Annotated in this window: 22 protein-coding genes; 13 read left to right on the plus strand and 9 right to left on the minus strand. The window is 70.5% G+C overall.

The genetic code is table 11. The features are described 5' to 3' along the window. Window positions 1–152: 152 nt before the first annotated feature. The gene (locus AB0N07_RS11520; RefSeq protein WP_365834029.1) at window positions 153–1,106 is read left to right on the plus strand and encodes a ribose-phosphate pyrophosphokinase; all 954 of its coding nucleotides are present in this window, start codon (window positions 153–155) and stop codon (window positions 1,104–1,106) included. Between the two features lie 54 nt (window positions 1,107–1,160). Then, window positions 1,161–2,354, plus strand: a complete 1,194-nt coding sequence (gene tuf, locus AB0N07_RS11525) for an elongation factor Tu (protein WP_365834030.1) — start codon at window positions 1,161–1,163, stop codon at window positions 2,352–2,354. A gap of 6 nt (window positions 2,355–2,360) precedes the next feature. On the opposite strand, the gene AB0N07_RS11530 is transcribed toward tuf, so the two are convergent. Then, window positions 2,361–2,741, minus strand: a complete 381-nt coding sequence (locus AB0N07_RS11530) for an anti-sigma factor antagonist (protein ID WP_365834031.1) — start codon at window positions 2,739–2,741, stop codon at window positions 2,361–2,363. 229 nt (window positions 2,742–2,970) lie between these two features. Then, window positions 2,971–3,408: a MarR family transcriptional regulator gene (locus AB0N07_RS11535; RefSeq protein ID WP_365834032.1), complete on the minus strand. Its 438-nt coding sequence runs from the start codon at window positions 3,406–3,408 to the stop codon at window positions 2,971–2,973. Between the two features lie 103 nt (window positions 3,409–3,511). Between AB0N07_RS11535 and AB0N07_RS11540 the strand changes: the two genes are divergently transcribed. After that, entirely contained in the window at window positions 3,512–4,966 is a 1,455-nt protein-coding gene (locus tag AB0N07_RS11540) for an aldehyde dehydrogenase family protein (RefSeq protein ID WP_365834033.1), read from the plus strand. Window positions 4,967–5,016: 50 nt separating this feature from the next. Beyond that, a complete protein-coding gene (locus tag AB0N07_RS11545; protein ID WP_365834034.1) occupies window positions 5,017–6,123 on the plus strand; it encodes an NAD(P)-dependent alcohol dehydrogenase in 1,107 nt (368 codons plus the stop codon). A gap of 1 nt (window position 6,124) precedes the next feature. Here the strand turns inward: AB0N07_RS11545 and AB0N07_RS11550 are convergent, their stop codons facing one another. Next, on the minus strand, window positions 6,125–7,075 hold the full coding sequence (locus tag AB0N07_RS11550) for an NADP-dependent oxidoreductase (RefSeq protein ID WP_365834035.1): 951 nt from the start codon (window positions 7,073–7,075) through the stop codon (window positions 6,125–6,127). 71 nt (window positions 7,076–7,146) lie between these two features. On the opposite strand from AB0N07_RS11550, the gene AB0N07_RS11555 reads away from it, so the two are divergent. After that, window positions 7,147–8,106: a helix-turn-helix domain-containing protein gene (locus AB0N07_RS11555; RefSeq protein WP_365834036.1), complete on the plus strand. Its 960-nt coding sequence runs from the start codon at window positions 7,147–7,149 to the stop codon at window positions 8,104–8,106. 348 nt (window positions 8,107–8,454) lie between these two features. Here the strand turns inward: AB0N07_RS11555 and AB0N07_RS11560 are convergent, their stop codons facing one another. Both AB0N07_RS11560 and AB0N07_RS11565 read right to left on the minus strand, forming a co-directional pair. Further along, window positions 8,455–9,018 carry a TetR/AcrR family transcriptional regulator gene (locus AB0N07_RS11560; protein ID WP_365834037.1) on the minus strand — a complete coding sequence of 188 codons (564 nt, stop codon included), beginning with the start codon at window positions 9,016–9,018 and terminating at the stop codon, window positions 8,455–8,457. Next, entirely contained in the window at window positions 9,015–9,377 is a 363-nt protein-coding gene (locus AB0N07_RS11565; protein ID WP_365834038.1) for a DUF1304 domain-containing protein, read from the minus strand. Before AB0N07_RS11565 ends, AB0N07_RS11560 begins: the two co-directional genes overlap by 4 nt. Window positions 9,378–9,483: 106 nt before the next feature. Here AB0N07_RS11565 and AB0N07_RS11570 point away from each other — a divergent pair, with 106 nt between their 5' ends. Continuing rightward, a complete protein-coding gene (locus tag AB0N07_RS11570) occupies window positions 9,484–9,960 on the plus strand; it encodes a GNAT family N-acetyltransferase (RefSeq protein ID WP_365834039.1) in 477 nt (158 codons plus the stop codon). On the opposite strand, the gene AB0N07_RS11575 is transcribed toward AB0N07_RS11570, so the two are convergent. Further along, window positions 9,938–11,164: a helix-turn-helix domain-containing protein gene (locus AB0N07_RS11575; RefSeq protein ID WP_365834040.1), complete on the minus strand. Its 1,227-nt coding sequence runs from the start codon at window positions 11,162–11,164 to the stop codon at window positions 9,938–9,940. The two genes, AB0N07_RS11570 and AB0N07_RS11575, sit on opposite strands and share 23 nt — an antisense overlap. A 318-nt stretch (window positions 11,165–11,482) precedes the next feature. Here AB0N07_RS11575 and AB0N07_RS11580 point away from each other — a divergent pair, with 318 nt between their 5' ends. From AB0N07_RS11580 to AB0N07_RS11600, 5 genes are read left to right on the plus strand one after another with little or no spacing between them, the layout of a single operon-like run. Next, window positions 11,483–13,219, plus strand: coding sequence for an ATP-binding protein (locus AB0N07_RS11580; protein WP_365834041.1), 1,737 nt, complete (start codon window positions 11,483–11,485; stop codon window positions 13,217–13,219). Between the two features lie 5 nt (window positions 13,220–13,224). Continuing rightward, window positions 13,225–13,635, plus strand: a complete 411-nt coding sequence (locus tag AB0N07_RS11585; protein WP_099933429.1) for a roadblock/LC7 domain-containing protein — start codon at window positions 13,225–13,227, stop codon at window positions 13,633–13,635. Then, entirely contained in the window at window positions 13,632–14,003 is a 372-nt protein-coding gene (locus AB0N07_RS11590; RefSeq protein ID WP_365834042.1) for a DUF742 domain-containing protein, read from the plus strand. Before AB0N07_RS11585 ends, AB0N07_RS11590 begins: the two co-directional genes overlap by 4 nt. After that, entirely contained in the window at window positions 13,984–14,589 is a 606-nt protein-coding gene (locus tag AB0N07_RS11595; RefSeq protein ID WP_365834043.1) for an ATP/GTP-binding protein, read from the plus strand. The genes AB0N07_RS11590 and AB0N07_RS11595 overlap by 20 nt, the downstream gene beginning before the upstream one ends. Further along, on the plus strand, window positions 14,586–15,833 hold the full coding sequence (locus AB0N07_RS11600; protein WP_365834044.1) for a cytochrome P450: 1,248 nt from the start codon (window positions 14,586–14,588) through the stop codon (window positions 15,831–15,833). The genes AB0N07_RS11595 and AB0N07_RS11600 overlap by 4 nt, the downstream gene beginning before the upstream one ends. Before the next feature lie 43 nt (window positions 15,834–15,876). Here AB0N07_RS11600 and AB0N07_RS11605 read toward each other — a convergent pair whose 3' ends face one another. From AB0N07_RS11605 to AB0N07_RS11615, 3 genes are all read right to left on the minus strand, one after another. Continuing rightward, window positions 15,877–17,607 (minus strand): hypothetical protein, encoded by a 1,731-nt coding sequence (locus tag AB0N07_RS11605; protein WP_365834045.1) that lies wholly within the window; start codon window positions 17,605–17,607, stop codon window positions 15,877–15,879. Between the two features lie 476 nt (window positions 17,608–18,083). Further along, on the minus strand, window positions 18,084–19,718 hold the full coding sequence (locus tag AB0N07_RS11610) for an amidohydrolase (RefSeq protein WP_365834046.1): 1,635 nt from the start codon (window positions 19,716–19,718) through the stop codon (window positions 18,084–18,086). A 19-nt stretch (window positions 19,719–19,737) separates the two neighbouring features. Continuing rightward, window positions 19,738–21,240, minus strand: coding sequence for an APC family permease (locus AB0N07_RS11615; RefSeq protein ID WP_365834047.1), 1,503 nt, complete (start codon window positions 21,238–21,240; stop codon window positions 19,738–19,740). A gap of 125 nt (window positions 21,241–21,365) precedes the next feature. Between AB0N07_RS11615 and AB0N07_RS11620 the strand changes: the two genes are divergently transcribed. Further along, on the plus strand, window positions 21,366–22,109 hold the full coding sequence (locus AB0N07_RS11620) for a TetR/AcrR family transcriptional regulator (protein ID WP_365834048.1): 744 nt from the start codon (window positions 21,366–21,368) through the stop codon (window positions 22,107–22,109). Window positions 22,110–22,187: 78 nt separating this feature from the next. Continuing rightward, entirely contained in the window at window positions 22,188–22,580 is a 393-nt protein-coding gene (locus tag AB0N07_RS11625) for a VOC family protein (RefSeq protein WP_365834049.1), read from the plus strand. Window positions 22,581–22,783: the final 203 nt, after the last annotated feature.

The following is a 22,783-nucleotide window of genomic DNA, read 5'->3' on the forward strand; positions in this document are numbered from 1 at the left end:
GGTCGATTCCGAGGAGTCGGCGCATGGGATCTCCTGAGGTGAGGGGCTCGGACCGGGACATCATGGCGCGCGGCCGGTGGTGCACCGCAACCGAATTTCCGCGGTCAGTAGCATGAACCCGTCCCCCGGAATGATCACGCGAGGAGCGGATCGTGCGAGACATCTCCGTGTTCAGCGGCAGCGCCCACCCCGACCTGGCCGCGGAGGTCTGTGCGCATCTCGGCGTGCCGCTCAGCCCCACCCGGGTCAGCCGTTTCGCCAACGACTGTCTGGAGGTGCAGCTCGAGGCGAACTGCCGAGAGCGCGACGTCTTCCTGATCCAGCCGCTGGTCCGGCCGGTCCAGGAGCACCTGGTGGAACTGCTGCTGATGTGCGACGCGGCCCGCGGCGCATCGGCGGCGCGGATCTCCGTCGTCATGCCGCACTACTCCTACGCCCGCTCCGACAAGAAGGACGCGCCCCGGATCTCCCTGGGCGGCCGGCTCGTCGCGGACCTGATGGTCGCGGCGGGCGCGAGCCGAGTCCTCGCCATGACGCTGCACTCGCCGCAGGTGCACGGCTTCTTCTCGGTACCGGTCGACCATCTGCACGCCCGGCGCGAACTGGCCGCGTACTTCCGGCAGTACGACCTGTCCCGCACGACCGTCGTCTCGCCGGACCTCGGCAACGCCAAGGAGGCGGCCGCCTTCGCCCGGATGATCGGTGCCCAGGTCGCCGCCGGCGCCAAGCAGCGGTACGCGGACGACCGGGTCTCCATCAGCTCGGTGATCGGCGAGGTCACCGACCGGGACGTCATCGTCCTGGACGACGAGATCGCCAAGGGCAGCACCGTCCTCGAACTCCTCCACCGTCTGCGGGAGTTGGGGCCGCGGTCGATCCGGGTGGCCTGTACGCACGGCCTGTTCGCGGCCGGGGCGCTCAAGCGGATCGGCGAGCAGCCCGACGTACTGGAGATCGTGTGCACCAACACCGTGCCGGTCCCGGAGGAGGAGCGCACCGAGAAGCTGCGGATCCTGTCCATCGCCCCCGCCCTCGCCGAGGCCGTACGACGCATTCACAACGGGGAGTCCGTCAGCGCACTGTTCGACGCGCCGCGAAGCGAATAGACATGAGGTAGCGAGCAACGCTCGGCATCACAGGGATGCTCAGGAGGGGTTGCAGTGGCGAAGGCGAAGTTCGAGCGGACCAAGCCGCACGTGAACATGGGCACGATCGGTCACATCGACCACGGCAAGACGACGCTCACGGCGGCCATCACCAAGGTGTTGCACGACAGGTTTCCCGACCTGAACCCGTTCACGCCGTTCGACCAGATCGACAAGGCGCCCGAGGAACGGCAGCGCGGCATCACGATCTCGATCGCCCACGTCGAGTACCAGACCGAGCGCCGGCACTACGCGCACGTCGACTGCCCCGGACACGCGGACTACATCAAGAACATGATCACGGGCGCGGCCCAGATGGACGGCGCGATCCTGGTCGTGGCGGCAACGGACGGACCCATGCCGCAGACCAAGGAGCATGTGCTGCTGGCCCGGCAGGTGGGCGTGCCGTACATCGTCGTCGCCCTCAACAAGACCGACATGGTGGACGACGAGGAGATCCTGGAACTGGTCGAGCTGGAGGTGCGCGAGCTGCTCAGTGAGTACGAGTTCCCCGGCGACGACGTCCCGGTCGTCAAGGTCTCCGCACTGAAGGCCCTGGAGGGCGACGAGCAGTGGACCCGGTCGGTGCTGGACCTGCTGGACGCCGTCGACACCGCGGTCCCCGAGCCGCAGCGGGACGTGGACAAGCCGTTCCTCATGCCGATCGAGGACGTCTTCACCATCACCGGCCGCGGCACCGTCGTCACCGGCCGGATCGAGCGCGGGGTGCTGCACGTCAACAACGAGGTCGAGATCATCGGCATCCACGAGCAGAAGACGAAGACCACCGTCACCGGCATCGAGATGTTCCGCAAGCTGCTCGACGAGGGCCGGGCCGGGGAGAACGTCGGACTGCTGCTGCGCGGTGTCAAGCGCGAGGACGTGGAGCGCGGGCAGGTCGTCATCAAGCCCGGCACGGTGACCCCGCACACGGAGTTCGAGGGGCAGGCGTACATCCTGTCGAAGGACGAGGGCGGTCGGCACACGCCGTTCTTCGAGAACTACCGCCCGCAGTTCTACTTCCGGACCACGGACGTCACCGGTGTGGTGACCCTGCCCAAGGGCACCGAGATGGTCATGCCGGGCGACAACACCAGCATCCATGTCGTGCTGATCCAGCCCATCGCCATGGAGGAGGGCCTGAAGTTCGCCATTCGCGAGGGCGGCCGGACGGTCGGCGCGGGTCAGGTCACCAAGATCCTCAAGTAGGGAGCCTCACAACGACCCGGACGTGGCCTCGGGCTGTCCCAGGGCCGCGTCCAGGGTCGGGTGCGCGGGCAGCAGCCGGGTCAGTCCGGTGACCCGCATGATGCGCAGGGTGAGCGGGTGTGTGCAGACGAGCCGCAGCTCGCCGTCCTGGTCGAGGACCCGGGCGCGGGCCCGGTAGAGCAGACGTAACCCGGAGCAGTCGAAGAAGTCGACCGGCCGCAGGTCGATCACCAGGCGGACGTCGGGGCGTGCCGTCACCCGGTCCAGAACGGGGGCGATCTCCAGGGCCGCGGCGATGTCGATCTCGCCGTGGAACTCCACCACCGTATGGCCCCGGTCCTGGTGGACATGCAGATGCCGGGTCGGCGGTGCGGGCTCCTGGTGCACGACGACATCGCCTCCAACCTGCTCCGTCCGCTGCAGGGCTGCAGGTCACCGGGGGCCGGGGTGACATCGTGCAGCGAGCGTACGAGCGCAGAAGGTTCCCCGGGTCCCTGGTGAGCGCAAATCCGTTCTCCGCCCTGCAAGTTACCCTCGATGGAGTGAATTTGAGCATGTTCGATTGACATATGTCTTCGAATTGCGATGAAGCACTCCTGTGGTAGGCGTGACCTGCCTACGACAGTGCGTGCCAGGCCTTGGAGAGTGCCTGGCGCAGCTGCTCGGTCTGGTGCGCCGTGAGATCGCGGACCATCCGCTCCTCAAGCTCCCGCACGGGTGCCGCGTACTGCTCCAGCAGTTCGCGTCCGGCGCCCGTCAGCAGGATCAGCAGCTCGCGCCGATTGCGCGGATTGCGCTCCCGGCGCACCAGCCCGCGGCCCTCCAGGGACCGTACGAGATCGGCGATGGACTGGGCGGTGACGAAGGAGTCGCGGGCGAGCTGTGCGGCGGACAGCCCGTCGTGCCGCTCCAGGACGGTGAGCGCGGTGTACTGCAGCGCGGTGATCCCGGACGGCTTGACCAGTTCGTCCAGGTGTGAGCGCACCACCAGCTCCACCTGCTTCACCATGTAGAGCAGGGACGGAGATGTCTTGGTCGCCTGGGTGTCGAGCATGAGTTCAGCCTAGAGCATTGACAGGAAACCTGTCTGTAATGAGACTGCGAACCAACAGGAATCCTGTTGGTTGAAAACTTGGCAATGAGGCTGAGGAGTGGTGATGACCGCCTTCGAGATCGAACCCGGACGGCTGTTTGTCGGGGGCCAGTGGCGCGAGGCCGCCGACGGAGCTCGCACCGAGGTGGTCGACCCGTCCCGCGGCGCGGTCGTCACCACCGTCGCGGAGGCGGGCGCCGCCGACGTGGACGCGGCCGTGCGCGCCGCCCGCGAGGCCTTCGACGGTGGCGCCTGGTCCGGGCTGAGCGGCCGTGAGCGCGGCCGGATCCTGCACCGCGTCGCCGAGCTGATCCGCGAGAACGCCGACGAACTCGCCCGCCTGGAGAGCCTCGACGTCGGCAAGCCCATTTCGCTGTGCCACGCCGTCGACATCACCAACGCGGCCAACGACTACGAGCACTTCGCCGCCCTCGCCCACTCCCTGGACGGCGCCGTCCGCGACACCCCGATGAACGCCCTCGCGTACACCAAGCGCGAGCCGATCGGCGTGGTCGCCGCGATCACACCCTTCAACTTCCCGCTGATCCTGGCCGGTTCGAAGATCGGCCCAGCGCTCGCGGCCGGCAACACGGTGGTCCACAAACCGGCCGACGAGACCCCGCTGAGCGCCCTGTACATGGCCAAGCTGCTCCAGCAGGCGGGAGTCCCCGACGGCGTGGTCAACGTCGTCACCGGCACCGGCCCGGTCGCCGGCGAGGCGCTGCTGCGCCACCGCGGTGTCGACAAGGTCGCCTTCACCGGCTCCACCGCCGTCGGCCGCCACGTGGCTTCCACCGCCGGCGAGGCCCTCAAGCCCGTCACCATGGAACTCGGCGGCAACGCCGCCCACATCGTCTTCGAGGACGCCGACCTGGAGAAGGCCGTCGGCGCGATCATCAAGGCCTTCGTCTTCAACACCGGCCAGTTCTGCATGGGCGGCCCGCGCCTGCTCGTCTCCCGTCCGGTGTACGCCACTGTGCTCGGCATCCTCGCCGAGGCCGTGCCCGGCGTCCCGGTCGGCGACCCGCGCAACCCCGAGACCGTCGTCGGACCCATGGCGGGGGAGAAGCACCTGAAGAAGGTCGAGGAATACGTAGACATCGCCCGCAAGGAGGGCGGCCGCATCGTGTGCGGCGGCGAACGGCTCGACCTCGACGGCGGCTACTACTACGAGCCCACCGTCATCGCCGACCTCTCCAACGACTCCCGCGTCGTCCAGGAGGAGATCTTCGGCCCCGTTCTGACCGTGCAGCCCTTCGACACCGAGGACGAGGCGGTCGAGCTCGCCAACTCCACGCCGTACGGCCTGGCTTCGGGCATCCAGACCAGCAACCTCGCCCGCGCCCACCGCATCGCCGACCGCCTCCAGGCCGGCATCGTCTGGATCAACGACTGGGCCATGCTCGACCCCGCGGTGCCCTTCGGCGGCGTCAAGGACTCCGGCTTCGGCCGCGAGTACGGGCCCGAGGCCCTCGCCGCCTACACCAAGGTCAAGTCCGTCGTCGTCTCGCTCGACTGAGCTCGGCCGAACACGCCCGAACACGCCCGAACATCAAGGGAGTTCGTACGATGTCCATCACCACCCGCGCCGCTGTCGTCGAGTCCGGCGGGGCACCCTTCACCCTCTCCGAGGTCGAGCTCGACGAGCCGGGACCCCATGAGGCGGTCGTCCGCGTGGTAGCGGCCGGTCTGTGCCACACCGACCTCGGCGTCGCGAGCGGCGGTCTGCCCTTCCCGTTGCCCGGCGTGCTCGGCCACGAGGGTGCCGGTGTCGTCGAGGCCGTCGGATCCGCCGTCACCGGCATCGCGCCCGGCGACCACGTCGTGCTGTCCTTCACCTCCTGCGGGGAGTGCCGCAACTGCCACGGCGGCCACCCCGCGTACTGCGCGACCTGGCTGCCGCTGAACCTGATCGGCGGCAGCCGCGCCGACGGCACCTCCACCATCAGCCGGAACGGCACCCCGCTCGGCGGCCACTTCTTCGGCCAGTCCTCCTTCGCCGAGCGGGCGCTGGTGGACGAGCGCAGCCTCGTGAAGGTCGACGCGGACGTACCGCTGGAGTCGATCGCACCACTGGGCTGCGGTGTGCAGACCGGCGTGGGCGCCGTCTGGAACGTGCTGAAGCCCGTGACGGGCAGCACGATCGTCGTCCTCGGCGCCGGCGCCGTCGGCCTGTCCGCCGTGATGGCCGCCGCGCTCACCCCCGCCACCCGGATCGTCGCCGTCGACAAGGTCGGCGAACGCCTCTCCCTCGCCAAGGAGTTGGGCGCCACCCACACCGTCAACGTCGGCGAGGCCGACCTCGGCGAGGCGCTCGCGGAGATCACCGGCGGCCGGGGCGCCGACGGTGTCGTCGAGACGACCGGCAGCGTCGCCGTGCTGCGGCAGGGCGTCGACGCGCTCGCCGCCCGCGGCACGCTGGTCGTCGTGGGAGCGCCGCCCTTCGGCAGCGAGGTCGCCCTGGACGTCAACGGGCTGCTGGGCGGCAAGCAGGTCGTCGGCCTCACCCTGGGCGACGCCGAGACACAGTCGTTCATCCCGTCCCTGGTCCAGCTGGTGAAGGAGGGACGGCTCCCGCTGCACCGCCTGATCAGCACCTATCCGTTCGCGGACATCGACCAGGCGGTGCGGGACATGGGTGCGGGCAAGGCGATCAAGCCCGTGCTGACGTTCTGAGTCAGTCGACGGTCAGGACCAGCTTCCCCGTGGTCCGGCCGGTGTCGCCGAGCCTGTGTGCCTCGGCGGCATCGGCCAGGGGGAAGGTACCGGCGATCGCGGGGCGCAGCTTCCCCGTCTCCACCAGTTCCGCGATCGCCTTCAGACCGCTGTACGACGCGTCCACCAGCATGCGCAGCGCCCGCACACCGAGCCGCTCCGCCTCCTCGTCGAAGTCCTTCGAACCGACGGGCAGGATCGAGACGACGATCCCGCCGGGGCGCAGCACGCGCAGCGAGTTCGTCGAGGTGTCCCCGCCGATCGTGTCCAGGACGACGTCCACGTCCTTCACGGCCTCGGTGAAGTCCGTCTCCCGGTAGTCGATCGCCTCGTCCGCCCCGATCTCGCGCAGGAAGTCGTGCTTGCCGGCGCTCGCCGTGCCGATCACATACGCGCCACGCGCCTTGGCGATCTGCACGGCCACATGCCCGACCCCGCCGGCCGCCGCGTGGATCAGCACCCGCTGTCCCGGCTGGACGTCGGCGTACTCCACCAGGGCCTGCCAGGCGGTCAGGGAGACCAGCGGCAGCGCGCCCGCCTGGGTGTGGTCGATCGAGGCCGGCTTGTGGGCGAACCAGCGCGCCGGGCCGGTGACGTACTCGGCGTGCGAGCCGTGGCCGAACGGGTAGGACAGCATGCCGAAGACCTCGTCGCCGGGCTTGAACCGGGCGACGCCGATCCCGACCGCCTCGACGACCCCGGAGACGTCCCAGCCCAGGACGAAGGGCGGCTCGCCCAGGAAACCGCCATTCGTGCGGTGCTTCCAGTCGGTCGGGTTGACGCCGGCGGCGCGCACGCGGACCAGCACCTCGTTGGTGCGCGGCTCGGGGCGCGGCAACTGCACTTCCTTGAGGACCTCGGGACCGCCGAGGACGTCCTGGCTGATGGCTCGCATCGTGTTCACATCGCTCATGGTCACCCAGCCTGCCGGGGTCCGCCCCCGAAGAAAATGGCACGATTGCCAACCTTCGATAAGATCGTGCCATGACTGGTGAGCGGCAGGTGGAACGGGTCGTGGTGCTGGCCCTGGACGGCGTGTACCCCTTCGAGCTGGGTATCCCCAGCCGGATCCTCGGCGCCGCCGACGGCCGGTACGAGGTGCTGACCTGCAGCGTCGACGGCCAACCGGTACGTTCCTGCGCCGACTTCACCATCGGTGTGGAGCACGGTCCGGAGATCCTGGCCACGGCCGACACGGTGGTGGTCGCCTCCATGACCCCCTCGCGCATCCCCACCGAACTGCCCGCGGAGCTCGCCGCCGCCCTCGCCCGCATCCGGCCCCAGGCGCGGATCGTCTCCATCTGCACGGCCGCCTTCGTCCTGGCGGCGGCGGGTCTGCTGGACGGCCGGAGGGCCACCACGCACTGGCAGGTGACCGACGAGTTCCGGCGGCGCTACCCGCACGTGGACGTCGACCCGGACGTCCTCTTCGTCGCCGACGGCCGGATCCTCACCTCGGCGGGTGCCGCCTCCGGCGTCGACGTCTGCCTGCACATCGTGCGCACCGACCACGGCAGCGAGTTGGCCAACGCCGTGGCCCGCCGCTGTGTCGTACCGCCGTTCCGGGACGGCGGTCAGGCCCAGTACATCGAGCAGCCGGTCCCGGAGAGCGGGGCCGCGAGCACCGCCGCCACCCGCGCCTGGGCCCTCGGACGCCTCGACGAACCGCTCACCCTGTCCGACCTGGCCGCGCATGCCCGGATGAGCCTGCGCACCTTCGCCCGCCGCTTCAATGAGGAGGTCGGCCTCAGCCCCGGCCGCTGGATCGTCCAGCAGCGCGTGAGCCGCGCCCGGCACCTGCTGGAGTCCAGCGATCTGTCCGTCGACCAGATCGCGGGCCGCGTCGGCTTCGCGACGGGGGCCTCACTGCGCCAGCACCTGCACGCCGCGATCGGCGTCTCTCCGCAGGCCTACCGACGCACGTTCCAGACGACCGCCCGCTAGACGAGAACGTTCCGCACGGCCGCCGCGTCGCAGGACCGTAGACCCGAGAGAGGAGCGGGGGGTGGGGGATGCGCGGACGGCGTCCGTGCTGTGCGGATAGCGTCGGGCGCCGTGGTCCGGGTGCTGCCCGGAGACCGGCTTCTCCTGCGACCCCGGGAACAGCAGCGACGGCGCGGCCCACTGCGACCGGCGGAAGGCGCACTTCCTGTCTCCGAAGGAGGGCCGACGCGGCAGGCTGTACACCCGCGATCCCGACGGCGTGCTCCCCGAGGGCATGCTCACCTCCCCGTACGACGGAGCCGTCCGCAGGCCCGCCGACGCCCCCGACACCGGATACCGCTTCCGCCGTCACCGGCTCGCGTGCAGGGCCACCAGCAACTGCCAGACCTCGTCGGCGATGTGAGCCGCGTCACCCGCCAACAGGCCGTGCAGCCAGTCGGCCAGCACGCCCGCGAAGGTGGCGGCCACGGCCGACGCGACCAGCGGTGCGTCCGCGGCGCCCGCCCGCTCGCGCTCGCGGAGGCTGTAGGCGCGCAGGTCCCGGTGCAGCACCCGGCCGAGGGGGCCGCCGCCGCCCGGGGTCAGGAGTTCGCGATACAGGCCGGCGTGCGGGGAGAGCGAGGCGAAGAACTCGGCGAGCGCGGGTGGTGCGTGCACCGGGTCGGGGCGGCCCTGCCACGAGTGCAGCGCCTCCACGGCCTCCCGGACGACGTCCGCGCAGGCGTCGACGGCCAGCGCCTCCAGGTCGGCGTAGTGGACGTAGAAGGTGGCCCGTCCGACCCCGGCCCGCCGTACCAGCGCCGCCACCCCCACCTCCGCGAGGGGCCGCTCGGCGCACTCCGCGAGCAGCGCCTCCCGCAGCCGCGCCCGGGTGCGCGCGGCCCGCGGGTCATCGGGCGCGCGGCGGGTCACTGCGCGATCAGGACTGCGGCCAGGGCGAGCGCGCCGGGCAGTGCCTGCGCGAACAGGATGCGACGGTTGGCTGTCACGGCGCCGTAGACGCCTGCGACCACGACGCAGCACAGGAAGAACACCTGGGCACGGAAGCCGGTCGGGTCCGCCGCGATCAGGCCCCAGACCAGACCGGCCGCGAGAAAGCCGTTGTACAGGCCCTGGTTGGCGGCCATCGGCGCGGTGGCCCGCGCCATCTCCTGGTCGAACCCGTGCAGCGCCCGGCCGGGCTTCTTCTGCCACAGGAACATCTCCATCACCAGGATGTAGGCGTGCAGGGCGGCCACCAGGCCGACCAGTACGTTCGCGAGCGTCTCCATTGCAGGGCTCCGTCATTCTTGTTTCGATTTCCTGGACAGGTGTCCACTATAGCGGGACAGGTGTCCAGGAAGTGTCACTGTCAGTGCCCGCCGGTAGCCTGCGCGCATGACTGATCGACAGGTGATCGTGCGACGCGCCCGCGCCGAGGACATACCGGGCCTCGTCGCCTCCAGCGCCGGGTTGTTCGCCGAGGACGGCGGCACGCGGGACAGGAGCGTGAACGTCGACTGGCCGCGCGAGCACGGCGCGCAGTCGTTCGCCGCGGCCCTGGAGGACCCGGCACGACTCGTCCTCGTGGTGGAGCACGACGGACAGGTCGTCGGACACCTGACGGGATCCGTCACCGGGCCCACGGAGAAGCGGACCGTCACCTCCGCGACCCTGGTCAGCATCTACGTCCGCCCCGAGCGCCGGCGCGCCCGGGCCGGGGACCGGCTGGTGGAGGAGTTCCTGGACTGGGCCAGGCGGCAGGGAGCCGAGCACGCCGAGGTGACCGCCTACGCGGCGAACGCGGACGCCCTCCGGTTCTACGAGCGGGGCGGCTTCACGGTCATGACGGTCACCCTGCGCCAGTCCCTGTAGCGCCGCGGCGCAGCTCCAGGGCGCGCAGGGCCAGCTGCATCTCGAACTGGGCCGCCGGGTCGTGCAGTCGGGAGCCGAACAGCTCGTCCAGCTGGCGCATGCGGTAGCGCACCGTCTGGGGGTGCACGGCCAGCCGGACGGCGACCTCGCTGGCGTTGTGGCCGCACTGCAGCCAGCTCAGCAGGGTCTCCGCCAGGCGTTCGCGCTGCGGTGACCGCACCTGCTCCAGCGGGCGCAGCCGATGTTCGGTCATGGCGTCGATCAGGGCGTCGTCGCGCAGGAGCAGCAGCGTGGCCAAGTGGTCCTGGCAGCGCGCCATTTCACCTCCCGGAAGCACGCCCCGCCGCACCAGGTCCAGCGCCTCGGACGCCCAGCGCAGTGACCGCGCCCCCTGCTGCAGGGCCACCGTCGGGCCCATCGCGGCCCGTCGTCCGTGCAGCGTCCCGGCCACCGCCCGCGCCCGGCCGGGACCCTCCGGGTCCGGCACGACCAGCACGGCCGGCTGGACGTCGAAGCGGGCGAGGAACTCCGGCGCCACGATCGGCTGCCCGTCCGCCTGCGGGCGGTGGTCGATCGCCACCACCGCGAGCGCGCGCGGCACCGGCCAGCGTGCGCTGTGCGCCAGTTCCGCGATGGCCTCCGCGGATGCGGGCGGATCCGCGGTGAGCAGGTCGAGCAGCCGGGTACGCCGCTGCTGCAGCTCACCGGCCGCGTGCAGCCGCGCCTCCGTGTAGCCGGCGGTCGTCGCCGCCGCCATCTCGTCCAGGTGCAGGAACAGCGCCTCGCCGAAGGCCGCCAGCACATTGCGCGGCAGCAGATCCGCGTCGACCAGCGCGTTCACCCGACGCCATGTCACCCGCGCACCCAGCCGCAGCGCCGACTGGAACGAGTCGAGGCTGCGCCCCTCCTCGGCCTCCCCGCGGCCGATGCGCTGATACGTCGCCTTCACCGGCTCCCAGTCCGTGTCCGGCTTGGCCATCCGCTCCAGGAAGCCCTGCAGCGCATGGTCCACGCCGCGGTGCACACCCTGCATGTACGTGTCGTCCGCGGGGCGCGCGTACTCGGGGATCTCGGTCCTGATCGCCCGTACGACCTCCTCGGTGATGTCGGCGAAGAACGGTCTGAGGTGGTGGTGCAGGCCCGTCGGCAACGCATTGAACGGACCGCCCGGCTCCTCCACCGGCACAGCGGCTCTCTTCGGCACGGCCGCGACGATACCCGTCGGTAATCCGTCAGGGCTTATCAACGGCGGACAGTCATGGACAGGTGAATTGTCATCACCTGACAAGATCGCAGGTCCGCAAAGGGATTTGTCGACGTGTGGGCCGCTGGCTGAGAGTGATGGAACCCTCACTTCCGCCCGGTGTTCGAGGTTGATCCTTTCGGGTTCAAACCCGATAAGCTCCTGTGCGGCGCTGCGAGTTGACTCGATCGCGATCGGTCGTCCCGTGGTGCTTCATGCATCAGTGCGCTCCCCCTTGGCACACCCCCCTGTTCGTTCGTGTTGCTTGTAAGGATGCAGATGGAACTCGCCACTCCGCCGCCGGCGGCGCGGGCCCCTGTCGCCTGGTACAGCTGGTGGCTGATGCCGCTGGCCTTAGGAGGCGGGACGGTTGCCGCCACGTTCATGAGCTCCGAGCGAATCGCCGCCGGTGTCGCGGGCGTCGCGGCCACTGCCGCAAGCGCCGTGTGCGTACGGCTGCTGATCCGCACCCGCACGCAGCTGAGCGCCAGCGAGGGCTCCTTCCGGGCCACGCAGGCCGAGCACTCGCAGCAGTGGCAGCAGCATGTCGCGGGCCTGGAGCGGAAGTACGCCGCCGAACGCGGCTCGCTGGAGGCCCAGCTGGGCGACCAGTCCGGCGCCTACGAGGCGCGGCTGGCGGAACAGAGCTCGACGTACGAGGCCCAACTGACCGAACAGGCACGGGCCTTCGAGGGACGCCTCGCCGACCAGGCCAAGTCGTACGAGGCCCAGCTCGCCGACCAGGCCGAGGTCTGGCGGGAGCAGCTCGCCCACCAGCACGACGCGGTGGCCCGGCTCGCCAACGAGCAGCTGCCCGACGCGCTCAAGCAGCTGCGCGCCGGTGAGGCCATCGACGACCTGCTGCCCGAGCCCGGCCAGTGCGCCAAGGTCAGCGCCGACCTGCAGGCCGAACTGCGCAAGGTGCTGCGCACCGCTCTGATCGGCGTCGAGGAGGAGTTCAACCGCTCCACCACCGCCGAGCAGGCCGTGATCAGCATCGGCAACCGCATCCACGTGCTGACCAGCAAGCTCCGCGGCCGGCTGCACGAGATGCAGGGCGAGCACGGCCGGCTGCCGGCCGTCGCCCGCGGTCTGATGGAGCTGGACCAGCAACTCGGCCCCGCCGACTCGCTCGCCGCGAGCATCGGCGTGCTCGGCGGCTCGGACCGCCCGGGCCGGCAGTGGCAGGAGCCGCAGCGCCTGCTCAGCGTGGTGCGCGGTGGTATCGGCCGGATCAAGGACTTCCACCGCGTCGAGGTCCGTCATCTGCCCGAACTCGGCGTCGACGGCGGCCTGGTGGACCACCTGACGCTGATCTTCGCCCAGCTGCTGGACAACGCGGCCCGCTACTCGCCGCCCAGCGAGCCTGTGCTCGTCTCCGGCAAGGAGGTGCCCAACGGCGTCGGCATCGAGATCCAGGACTCCGGCAAGGGCCTGAGCGAGGAGAAGAAGCGCGAGGCCGAGGAGGCCCTCACCGGCACCGCGGCCGGACCCGGCATCGGCGGAATCTCCGAGGACGCCAACATCGGTCTGCGCGTGGTGGGCGCCCTCGCTCGCCGCTACGGCATCCGCGTCACCTTCGCGGACTCGCCCTGGCTCGGCACTTCGGTGGTGGTCGTGGTCCCGCACAAGTACTTCAGCCCGCTTCCCACGGTTGCTGCGACCACTGCCACGACCACGGCGTCGACCTCGGCGGCCCCGCCCACGGCGGCTGCGCCGGTGTCGGCGGCGTCGTCCGCCCAGCCGGTGGCCGAGCCCTCCGAGGCGGTGGACACCACTCCCGGCGGACTGCCCCGGCGCCGCAGCAAACGGCACGAGGGGGAGGGCACGGCGCGGCCCCAGCCGGTCGAGCGCAGCGAGGAGACCACGGTCTCCGCCGTCCCGCCGGACGCCTCGTTCACCGGCCTGGCTGCCTTTGCCACCGCCGGCCGCGAGGCAGACGAGGAGTCCACCACGGAGGACACGGCCTCTTTCGGCCGCCGGTCCACCGAGCACCGCACTGAAGAGAGCGACTAGTCCACATGACGCAACAGGGAACCGACGTGAGCTGGGCGCTGCGCGATCTGGTGGAGTCCATCCCGGAGATCCGCTTCGCCCTCGTGGCCTCCAGCGACGGCAAGGCCATCACCTCATTTGGCGCCGAAGACCCCGACGACGTGGACCGGTTCGCGGCCGTGGTGGCCGGCCTGCAGGCGCTGGCCCAGCCGGTCGCCGAGCAGTTCCCCAGGTACGCCGGGCAACTGCGGCTGGCCATGATCGAGGTCGACGGCGGCCACCTCTTCGTCGTACGGGCCGGTGTGGAGACATATCTCGGGGTGCTGGCCCGCGAAGGCCTCGACCAGGGGCTGCTCGGTCACCAGATGAGGGACCTGGCCCGGAGGATGGGCGAGCTCCTCGGCACCACTCCGCGCCTGGAGGAGCACTCTGGATGAGTGCTCCCCGCAGGCCCACGGACCCGTCCGGTCTCGAGCGCTACTACGTCCTCACCGGGGGGCGCAGCGGACCGGGCGGTTCGGCGTCGAGTCTCGACGTGGCGACCCTCATCGTCTCCCTGACCGCCCCCGCACCGGGTATGCAGCACGAACACGAGGACATCCTCCGGCGCTGCCGCGATCCGCTGTCGGTGGCCGAACTCGGCGCCCATCTGGGACTGCCCTTCAACATTCTTGCGGTGCTGCTGGCGGATCTGCTCGAGGCAGGCCGCGTCGAAGCCCGTGACCCCATCCCGGCGCACGGTGCCGGTCGCGGGCCCGACCTCGCGCTCCTTGAGGAGGTACTCAGTGGACTTGAACGGCTTTGATCACCCCGGCCGCCCGGCAGCCGGCGGCACCCGCTCGGTGAAGGTGATGATCGCCGGCGGCTTCGGCACCGGGAAGACCACCATGGTCCGCTCGGTCAGCGACATCAAGCCGCTGACCACCGAGGAGACGCTCACGCAGGCAAGCGCCGACGTCGACCATCTCATCGGCGTCGCCGACAAGACGGAGACCACCGTCAGCCTGGACTTCGGCAAGATCAGCCTCAACGAGAGCCTGATGCTGTACCTGTTCGGCACGCCGGGGCAGGAGCGCTTCTGGTTCCTGTGGAACGGACTGTTCAAGGGCGCGCTCGGCGCGGTGGTCCTGGTCGACACGCGGCGCCTGGCCTCCAGCTTCCGGGCCATCGAGGAGATGGAGCGGCAGAACGTCCCGTTCGTCGTCGCCCTGAACGTCTTCCCCGACTCCAAGGACTATCCGGTCGAGGAGATCCGCGACGCCCTGGACATTCCCGACAGCATCCCGGTCGTGGCCTGCGACGCCCGCGACCGTGCCTCCAGCCGTGACGTGCTCGTCGCGCTGATACGCCACCTGAAGGACCGCTCCGCCGTCGCACTGGAGTCCCGATGAACGCCCAGCCCTTAAACGATCCCGACGCCCCGCGCGGCTGCCCGGTCGCCCACGGGGCCGACCTCACCCGGCTGTTCGGGCCGGAGGCGTCGACCGACCCGTACGCCATCTACGAGCGGTTGCGCAAGGAACACGGGTCGGTGGCGCCGGTGCTCCTCGAGGGCGACGTCCCCGCCTGGCTGGTCCTCGGCTACCGCGACAACCGGCGGGTACTGGACAATCCGCGCCAGTTCAGCCGGGACGCGCGGATCTGGCGCGACTGGCGGGAGGGCCACATCCCGGAGACGCATCCGCTGATCCCGATGGTCGGCTGGCGTCCCGACTGCGTCTCCCAGGACGGCGAACCGCACCGCCGGTTGCGCGGTGCGGTGACCGACGGGCTGCTCGCGGCGTCCAGCCGTGGCGTGCGGCGGCACGCGACGTACTTCGCGAACAAGCTGATCGACGCGTTCGCCGACGCCGGGCGCGCCGACCTGGTGGCCGACTACGCCGAGAACCTGCCGATGCTCGTGCTCACCCGGATCCTCGGGCTTCCCACGGCTGACGCGCAGCGCCTGATCGAGTCGTGCGCCGAGATCTTCAAGGGTGGCGAGGGCGCCCTCGAGCACAACGGCAAGATCATGCAGATCCTCTCGGAACTCGCCGAGCGCAAGCGGGCCGAGCCGGGCTCCGACTTCGCCACGGCCCTGCTGCAGCACCCGGCCGGCCTCGACCACGACGAGGTCGTCAGCCATCTGCGCCTGGTGCTGATCGCCGCGCACACCACGACCAGCAACCTGCTGGCCAGGGTCCTGCAACTGGTCCTGACCGACGCCGCCCGGCTGTCCGGTCTGGTCAGCGGGCAGCTGAACATCTCCTCGGTGGTGGAGGAGGTCATGTGGGACATCCCGCCGCTGGCCGTGCTCCCGGGCCGGTTCGCGGCCGCCGACCTGGAGCTCGGAGGCCATCACATCCAGGAGGGCGAACTGCTCGTCCTGGGCCTGGCCGCCGGCAACCTCGACCCGGAGGTACGCCCCGACTCGGCCGTCGCCGTGCAGGGCAACCAGTCGCACCTGGCGTTCAGCGCCGGACCGCACGAGTGCCCGGGGCAGAACATCGGCCAGTCCATCATCGAGATCGGCGTGGACGTCCTGTTGCACCGGCTGCCGGGCCTGCGCCTGGCCGTGCCGTCGGAGGAACTCTCCTCGACCGCCTCGACCTGGGAGTCCCGGCTCGACAGCCTGCCGGTCGAGTTCTCCGTCTGACACCAGCGCTGCCCGGCCGGACCTCCGGCCGGGCAGCGCCGTGTCAGCCGTCGAGCCAGTCGCCCTCGACGCCCGTGGGACGGTATCCCGTGGCGTTCCAGAGGAAGTGCGGGTGGGCGGCGCCGAACATGTAGGCGAGCAGTGCGGTGTCTTCTCTTCCGGTCCGAGGGTCGTGGAGGGTGTGGAACTTCTCCGATCCGACTACGCCGGAGTCCTGTTGGACATGCCGGGCGCGGTCCGGGGACGATGCGGCGCTGGATGCCTCGACGGCGGCGATGTAGGTGCGGCGCAGGATCTCCCAGGTGCTGTCGATGCTGCCGCGCCAGGGACCGTGCAGTGCTTCGAACGCATGGAGCTCGCGGTCGAAGAGGGGCCAGGCCTGGGGGTGTTCGGCTCGGCAGCGTGCGGACAGCTCGGCGGCCCTGGTGCTCAGTGCCGGCGCGGTGGGCCGGGGGGCGAGGGTGAGGGTGGTGCCGTCGGTGAGGATGCCGGTGCACGGGTTGGGCTGCAGGTCGCACAGTGGGCAGTCCTCGGCCGGGGGGAGGCCCTGGGTGATGCCGTCGAACCACAGGGCGTGGCGGCCCGTGAGTCCCATCCAGACGACGGTGGTGGTCATCAGCCAGGTGTTCCACATCGGGTCGTGCGCCTCGGGCGTGCAGCCGTACTTGACGATGGCTATCGCGCAGGCGGCGTAGAGGGCCTTGGTGTGGGTGGGCATGTCGGCGAGCCAGAAGTTGCTGATCTCGCCGGTCAGGGCGTCGGCTCGGACGTCGGCCATGTCGTCGATGGCGCGGCAGAGCAGCAGGGAGGCGAGGTTCTCCTCCTGCCAGAGTTCGGTGTCGGGTGCGACGTGCCAGAACAGGCAGTCCAGCATCTGCAGCATGGAGTAGGTGCTGTGGCTGAGGGGGCTGGTCTGGGGGAGTATGACGTTGCCCGCGTGGTGCTGTTGGAGCCAGTACTCGTCGACGGATCGTTTGTGGGCGGCGAAGAGTCCGGAGACCAGGGCCCGTGCGCTGTTGGTGCTGAAGTTCTCGGCCAGGCGCTCTTCGACGTGTTGGGTGAGGCGCGTGGTGTCGATGGTGTCGATCACGCGCTTGTATTCGTGGAAGACGAGGATGTCGTCCTCGAAGCGGTGGCGGTGGCCGAGGTCTCGCTCGAGGTCGTTCATCTGCCGGGTCCAGGACCATCCACCGGTCAGGACGCTGTCGAGTTCCCGGCGGTTCGGCCAGGTCTTGGTGGTGAGGGGACGACCGGCGCTCTGCCGCCAGCGGTAGTCGTCCAGAGTGCGTGCGGGGGGCGTGGGCAGCCGACGGCACAGCGGGCAGGCGCAGTCGGTGGGCTGCTCCTGTTCGCGTGGCGGGGTGAGTGCCCGGCTCCTCCAGGCCCCTTCCAGCATCGTGCAGGTCAGTCGGCAGAGCTCGATGTCGGTGGCGACTTGGGGGAAGGCCGCTTCTATCACGCGCAGGCCGGCGTCGAGGTGCCTCAACCTGGCGTAGCCCTCCTCGTCGGGCGGGAGGAACGCGGGCCGCGCCAGATGGAGAGCGCCCTCCAAAGGCAGCGTCGTACTGGAGCGGGGGGATATGAGTGCGTCCAGCCGCTGCCGAGCGGCGTTCTGGCTGCTCCGGTACTCCTCCGTGCTCCCCTTGATGCGTTTCTCCAGGAGGCGGGCCAGGGCGTTCGCCGCCTCGGTGGGCTGGAGCGGGGCGCTCGGCTGCGCCGGGATCAAGCTGTCGACGGACGTCTGCGGAACAGTACCTGCGACTCGGGATTTCACACCGGTCTCCCATCAAGCTGTGGACATGACAAAGGGATCGATCGGCCATGGTGGTCGGCCGTTCGCGTCCGAGAGTTTTCTGTGCCTTCTGTGAGGGCCTCGCCGGTCGCCCATGCGCGTGGCGAGCGCCTGCGCCGCCGCCTCGACTGTGTTGATCAGGAAGCGGTCGCGGCCGGTCAGGCGAAGCGCAACCAGCGGACCCGAGGTGCGCCGCAGCTGGAGGAAGGCCAGGGAATCCCTTGATGTCTGCCGATGGGGGTGTCGAAGGGGAGGTCGAACGTGACGTCCTGAGGCATGCGCTTCCTTCCGGGAGACGGCGATGCAGAGTCCCCCCGGCCCTGCGAACGGGTGGCCGAAATGGCCACCCGTGCCCTCGAACTGAGCTTCTATGGCCGAAAGTTGAACCGAGAAGCGATACGAGGCTGCCCAGAGCGTAAATGATCTACGCGTGACCTCACCGTGATGTACGTTACTGCTTACGCCTCATGAGCTGCGTACACTGCCTCCCCTCCCACATAGGTCAGTGCCACACTCGTCTGCGCGATCGCGTCGGCCGGTCCGTCGAACGGGTCACGGTCCAGGACCACCAGATCGGCCAGTGCGCCGATCTGGATCCGGCCGGTGTCGTCGAGGTGGTTCACATGGGCCGATCCCGCGGTGTACGCGGTCAACGCCTCGGCGAGGCCGATGCGTTCGCCCGGCAGGAACACCGGGGCGCCGTCGCCGTCGGGCGTCACGCGGTTGACCGCGACATGGATGCCCTGCAGTGGGTCGGGGCTGCTGACCGGCCAGTCGCTGCCCGCCGCGAGCCGGGCACCGGAGCGCAACAGCGCACCGAACGGGTACTGCCACGCGGCCCGTTCGGCTCCCAGGAACGGAATGGTCAGCTCGTCCATCTGCGGTTCGTGCGCGGCCCACAACGGCTGGATGTTCGCCGTCGCGTCGAGCCGGGCGAAGCGCGCCACGTCGTCGGGGTGTACGACCTGAAGGTGTGCCAGATGCGGCCGGGTGTCGCTCGGCCCGTTCGCCGTGCGCGCCGCCTCGACGGCGTCCAGGGCGTCGCGTACGGCACGGTCGCCCAGCGCGTGGAAGTGGCACTGAAAGCCGAGCGCGTCCAACTCGGCCACGTATTTGGGGAGTTGGCCGCGGTCGATGAAGCTCTTGCCGCGATTGGCGGTGGCGCAGCCGCACTTGTCCAGATACGGATCGAGCAGGGCGGCCGTGCCGTTCTCGGCGACCCCGTCCAGCATCAGCTTCACGGTGCTGGCCCGGAATCGGCCATGGCCCAACTCGGCTCGCTTCTCGATGAGTTCGGGAATCTGCTCGGCGCCGCGCTCGCGGTCCCACCACAGCGCACCCACGACACGAGCGGTCAGTGAACCGTCCCGCGCCGCTGCCAGGTAGGCCCCCGAGGGGTCGTCCATGCCGAGGAAGTCCCCGACCAGTGCATCCTGCCAGGCCGTGATGCCGAGCGCGTGCAGATGGCGCTGCGCATGCAGCAGCGCCGCCAGCCGGTCGGCCGCGGTGGCCGGGGGAGTGAGCCGCCCGACCAGCTGCATCGCCCCCTCCTGCAGGGTGCCGCTCGGCTCGCCCGCCGCGCCCCGCTCGATGCGCCCGTCGGCCGGATCCGCAGTGTCGCGGCCGATGCCCGCCAACTCCAGGGCGCGGCTGTTGACCCAGGCGCCGTGATGGTCACGGTTGGGCAGGTAGACCGGCCGGTCGGGGACGACGGAGTCCAGGAGCTCCTTGGTCGGCGTACCGCCCGCGAAGGCTTCCATGGACCAGCCGCCGCCGAGGATCCACTCCCGCTCGGGATGTGCGTCGGCATACGCACGGACCGCGGCGAGCGTCTCGTACGCCGTCCGTGCCCCGGTCAGATCGCACTGGCTCAGTTCCAGCCCCGCCGGGACCGGATGGACGTGCGCGTCCTGGAAGCCCGGCAGCAGCAACCGCCCTTCCAGGTCGACCACTTGGGTCCGCGGCCCGGCGAGATCGTGGACCTCGTCGTGCCCGACGGCGGTGATGCGGTCGCCCGTGACGGCCACCGCGGTGGCGGTACGGCCCTCGGGAGTGAGGACCGGACCGCCGGTGAAGAGAAGGTCTGCGTGCATGTTCCGTTCCTGGTGGGCGTCAGTGGGGGGTGGCGAGCAGCTGCGGCGCGTCGGCGTCCGTGCCGTCGCCCGTGCGGAAGTACGGCGACCTGCGCACCCACTTGGCCCACGCGGCGGCCACGAAGCCGGACGCGATCATCACCAGGGGAGTCAGGAGCAGGAACCAGCCGTTGTCCGCGCGGAGTTCGAGATGGTCGGTGGAGGAGTAGAAGGACCAGCCGAGATAGCCGCCGAGTCCGAGCAGCGCCACGGCGCTCAGCGCGGGCAGCACGACCGCTCGTACGCCCTGACGCCAGTCCTCGCGCAGCAGCGGGCGGAAGCGCACCGCCGCCGCGAGGGCGGTGAGCGCGTACGACAGGGCGACCACGATGCCCACGGCGCTCACCGTCGCCATGATCATGTCCGCGAGCCGCGGAATGACCAGGGCGAGGGCCGCGATGACCGTCGCGAGGGCGCCGATCAGCAGCGTTCCGGCGGCCGGAGTTCCGTACCGGGAGCTGACCTTGGACCACACCGGCCCGAGGGTACGGTCCCGGCTCATCGCGAACATCGCCCGGGCCGTGGGGATGACACCGGCCTGCAGGGAGGCGACCGCCGAGAACATCAGCGCCACCAGGGGGAGCGCGGCCAGCGGCTGGGACGCCAGCCGGTCCCCGAAGAACGCAAGACCCTGGGCGCCGTGCCCGGCCAACTCGGGCTCGGAAAGGACCCGTTGGAAGGCGACCGAGCCGATCACGAAGAGTGTCAGCATGGTGACCAGGGTGATGATCCCGGCGCGGGAGGCGTCGCGCGGGTCGCGCACCTCCTCGTTCACGCTGAACGCGGCCTCGAAGCCCCAGTAGCAGAACACCGACAGCAGCAGTCCCTGGGCGAGCGCCGACGCCGACGGAATGGCGAACGGGTCGAACCAGGTCAGGCTGAAGGCGTGCGGCCCGTTGACGATGCCGTATCCGCAGAACCCGAGCAGGACGACGTACTCGAAGACCAGCAGGCCGGTCTGCAGCCGCGCAGCCGTCCGGATGCCGGTGACCGCGGTGAGCGTGACCGCGACCAGGACCACGATGCCGACCGCGGTCGTCTGTACCGTCGAACCCGGGTCCAGGGCGAGCCCGGCCAACCGGTGCAGCCCGGCCTCCCCGGCGAGCTGGATCAGCGCCGACCCGGTCACCGCGGTGGTGTATGCGAGGAAGGCCAGCGTCGCCACGATGTTCACCCAGCCGACCATGAAGCCCAGCCACGGGCTGAGCGAACGGCCCACCCAGACATAGCCGTTGCCCGCGTTCGGCTCGACCCGGTTCAGCCGGGAGAAGGCGCCCGCGATGCCGAGGACCGGCAGGAACGCCAGCAGCATGATCGCCGGGAGATGCAGGCCCACCACACCGGCCGTGACGCCCAGGCCGATGCCGATGCTGGTGGTGGCGGCCGTGCTGGACGCGGCGATGGCAATGCCGTCGAGCACGCCGAGGGACTTGCGCAGCGCGGGCCGCGTCGGCGGGGCTGCACCGAAGGGCTGGTCGGACATGGCCGGTCTCCGCTCGCACCTGGGGGCCTGGGCGGCCCCGGTGAACGCACATGAAACTGCCCGGGCACTTAACAGGTCAACGGTGTTGTCATAAGGTGCGGGCACCGGTCCCAGGGAGGCAGTCCATGAGCGAGCGCGTCGTCCCGCCCACCGCCCGGCAGCGCAGACGGCCCACCAAGCAGGGCGTCGTCCTCTCCGAGGAACTGATCGTCGCCACGGCCCTCAGACTGATCGAGGAACACGGTGCGGAGGCCCTGTCCGTCCGCCGCCTCGGGCGTGCCCTCGGCGCCGACCCGAGCTCGCTGTACCGCTACTTCCGGCACACCGACGACCTGATGCTCGCCATCGCGGACGAGCTCATCGGCCGTACCCTGCGCATCTGGCGGCCCACCGGCGACTGGCGGGCCGACCTGCGCGACCTCGGTCTGCGCATGCACGCGGGCGCCCTCGCCCATCCCCGGGCGGCCGTCCTGAGCTCGTACCGGGTGACCGGGCGGGCGTACGAGATCCAGGCCGTCGAGACCATCCTCGGCGTGCTGCGCGACGGCGGCTTCCCGGACGCCGATGCGGTGCGGATCTATCACGCCTTCGTCGACCAGTCCCTCGCCTTCGGTGCCCTGGACTCGGCGAGCATGGCGCTGCCGAAGAGCGCCCAGGAGGCGGAGGCGGCCGTGTGGCGGGCCACCTACGCCCGGCTGCCCGCCGACACGCATCCGCACATCGCCGCGACGGCCCGCCACCTCGTGGCCGACATGCCCCGGAGCTCCTATCCGGCCGCCCTGGACCTGCTGTTGAGCGCGGCTGCGGCACGGCTGGCGGAGGTCCGGGCCCGGCCACACGGGGCGGGGGAGCGGCCGGCCGCCGACTGAATCCGCCGGACCGGGATATCCGTGAGGTACAGGGCCGCGGGGCACGAAGTCCCGCGCCCCGGACCGTTCGGAGGAGACATGCCACTGGTGGAAGCGGGTTATCTGGTGCTCGACTGCCTCGAGCCCGAGAAGCTCGCCGTGTTCTACAAGGAGCTGCTGGCGGCCGAGGAGACGGACGCGACCGCCAACCGCGTGGAGATCAGGGGCGCCGACGGCACCCGGCTGGCCTTCCGCCGCGATGTGAACGCGACGCCGCCGAGCTGGCCGCGCCCGGAGAACTCCCTCCAGGTCCATCTGGACTTCATGGTGGAGGACCTGGACGCGGTGGAGCGCAAGGTGATCGAACTCGGCGGGCGCCCCCTGGACACGAAGGACGCGTCCGGCCCCTTCGAGGAACGCGGCTACGCCGACCCGGCAGGCCACTCCTTCACCCTGCGCCGCACCACACCGAGGGCGCCCAAGCAGGGCTGAGACGGGCCTGTCCGGCGGATCGGCTCGGTCTCACGGCCCTTTGCGGCACGGGAGGCCACCGCCTGATCCGCCCGGCAGGCCCCTGCCGGTGACAGTCACCGTGGCTGATCTGCGAAGATCTGTGGACGGTCAGCACGGCCTGGCGCACACATCTCCGCCTGCACCGGGCGGTCCTGCTCCTCGCCAGGGGACGGACCGTCACG

Origin of the sequence: Streptomyces sp. NPDC051172 (genome assembly GCF_040682555.1) — a bacterium.
Classification (GTDB): Bacteria; Actinomycetota; Actinomycetes; order Streptomycetales; family Streptomycetaceae; genus Streptomyces.

Coding starts and splice junctions, on each gene's coding strand:
- AB0N07_RS11535 (WP_365834032.1), bottom strand. CDS start 3,408: ATGCTCGACACCCAGGCGACCAAGACATCTCCGTCCCTGCTCTACATG.
- AB0N07_RS11540 (WP_365834033.1), top strand. CDS start 3,512: ATGACCGCCTTCGAGATCGAACCCGGACGGCTGTTTGTCGGGGGCCAG.
- AB0N07_RS11545 (WP_365834034.1), top strand. CDS start 5,017: ATGTCCATCACCACCCGCGCCGCTGTCGTCGAGTCCGGCGGGGCACCC.
- AB0N07_RS11550 (WP_365834035.1), bottom strand. CDS start 7,075: ATGAGCGATGTGAACACGATGCGAGCCATCAGCCAGGACGTCCTCGGC.
- AB0N07_RS11555 (WP_365834036.1), top strand. CDS start 7,147: ATGACTGGTGAGCGGCAGGTGGAACGGGTCGTGGTGCTGGCCCTGGAC.
- AB0N07_RS11565 (WP_365834038.1), bottom strand. CDS start 9,377: ATGGAGACGCTCGCGAACGTACTGGTCGGCCTGGTGGCCGCCCTGCAC.
- AB0N07_RS11570 (WP_365834039.1), top strand. CDS start 9,484: ATGACTGATCGACAGGTGATCGTGCGACGCGCCCGCGCCGAGGACATA.
- AB0N07_RS11580 (WP_365834041.1), top strand. CDS start 11,483: ATGGAACTCGCCACTCCGCCGCCGGCGGCGCGGGCCCCTGTCGCCTGG.
- AB0N07_RS11585 (WP_099933429.1), top strand. CDS start 13,225: ATGACGCAACAGGGAACCGACGTGAGCTGGGCGCTGCGCGATCTGGTG.
- AB0N07_RS11590 (WP_365834042.1), top strand. CDS start 13,632: ATGAGTGCTCCCCGCAGGCCCACGGACCCGTCCGGTCTCGAGCGCTAC.
- AB0N07_RS11600 (WP_365834044.1), top strand. CDS start 14,586: ATGAACGCCCAGCCCTTAAACGATCCCGACGCCCCGCGCGGCTGCCCG.
- AB0N07_RS11610 (WP_365834046.1), bottom strand. CDS start 19,718: ATGCACGCAGACCTTCTCTTCACCGGCGGTCCGGTCCTCACTCCCGAG.
- AB0N07_RS11615 (WP_365834047.1), bottom strand. CDS start 21,240: ATGTCCGACCAGCCCTTCGGTGCAGCCCCGCCGACGCGGCCCGCGCTG.
- AB0N07_RS11620 (WP_365834048.1), top strand. CDS start 21,366: ATGAGCGAGCGCGTCGTCCCGCCCACCGCCCGGCAGCGCAGACGGCCC.
- AB0N07_RS11625 (WP_365834049.1), top strand. CDS start 22,188: ATGCCACTGGTGGAAGCGGGTTATCTGGTGCTCGACTGCCTCGAGCCC.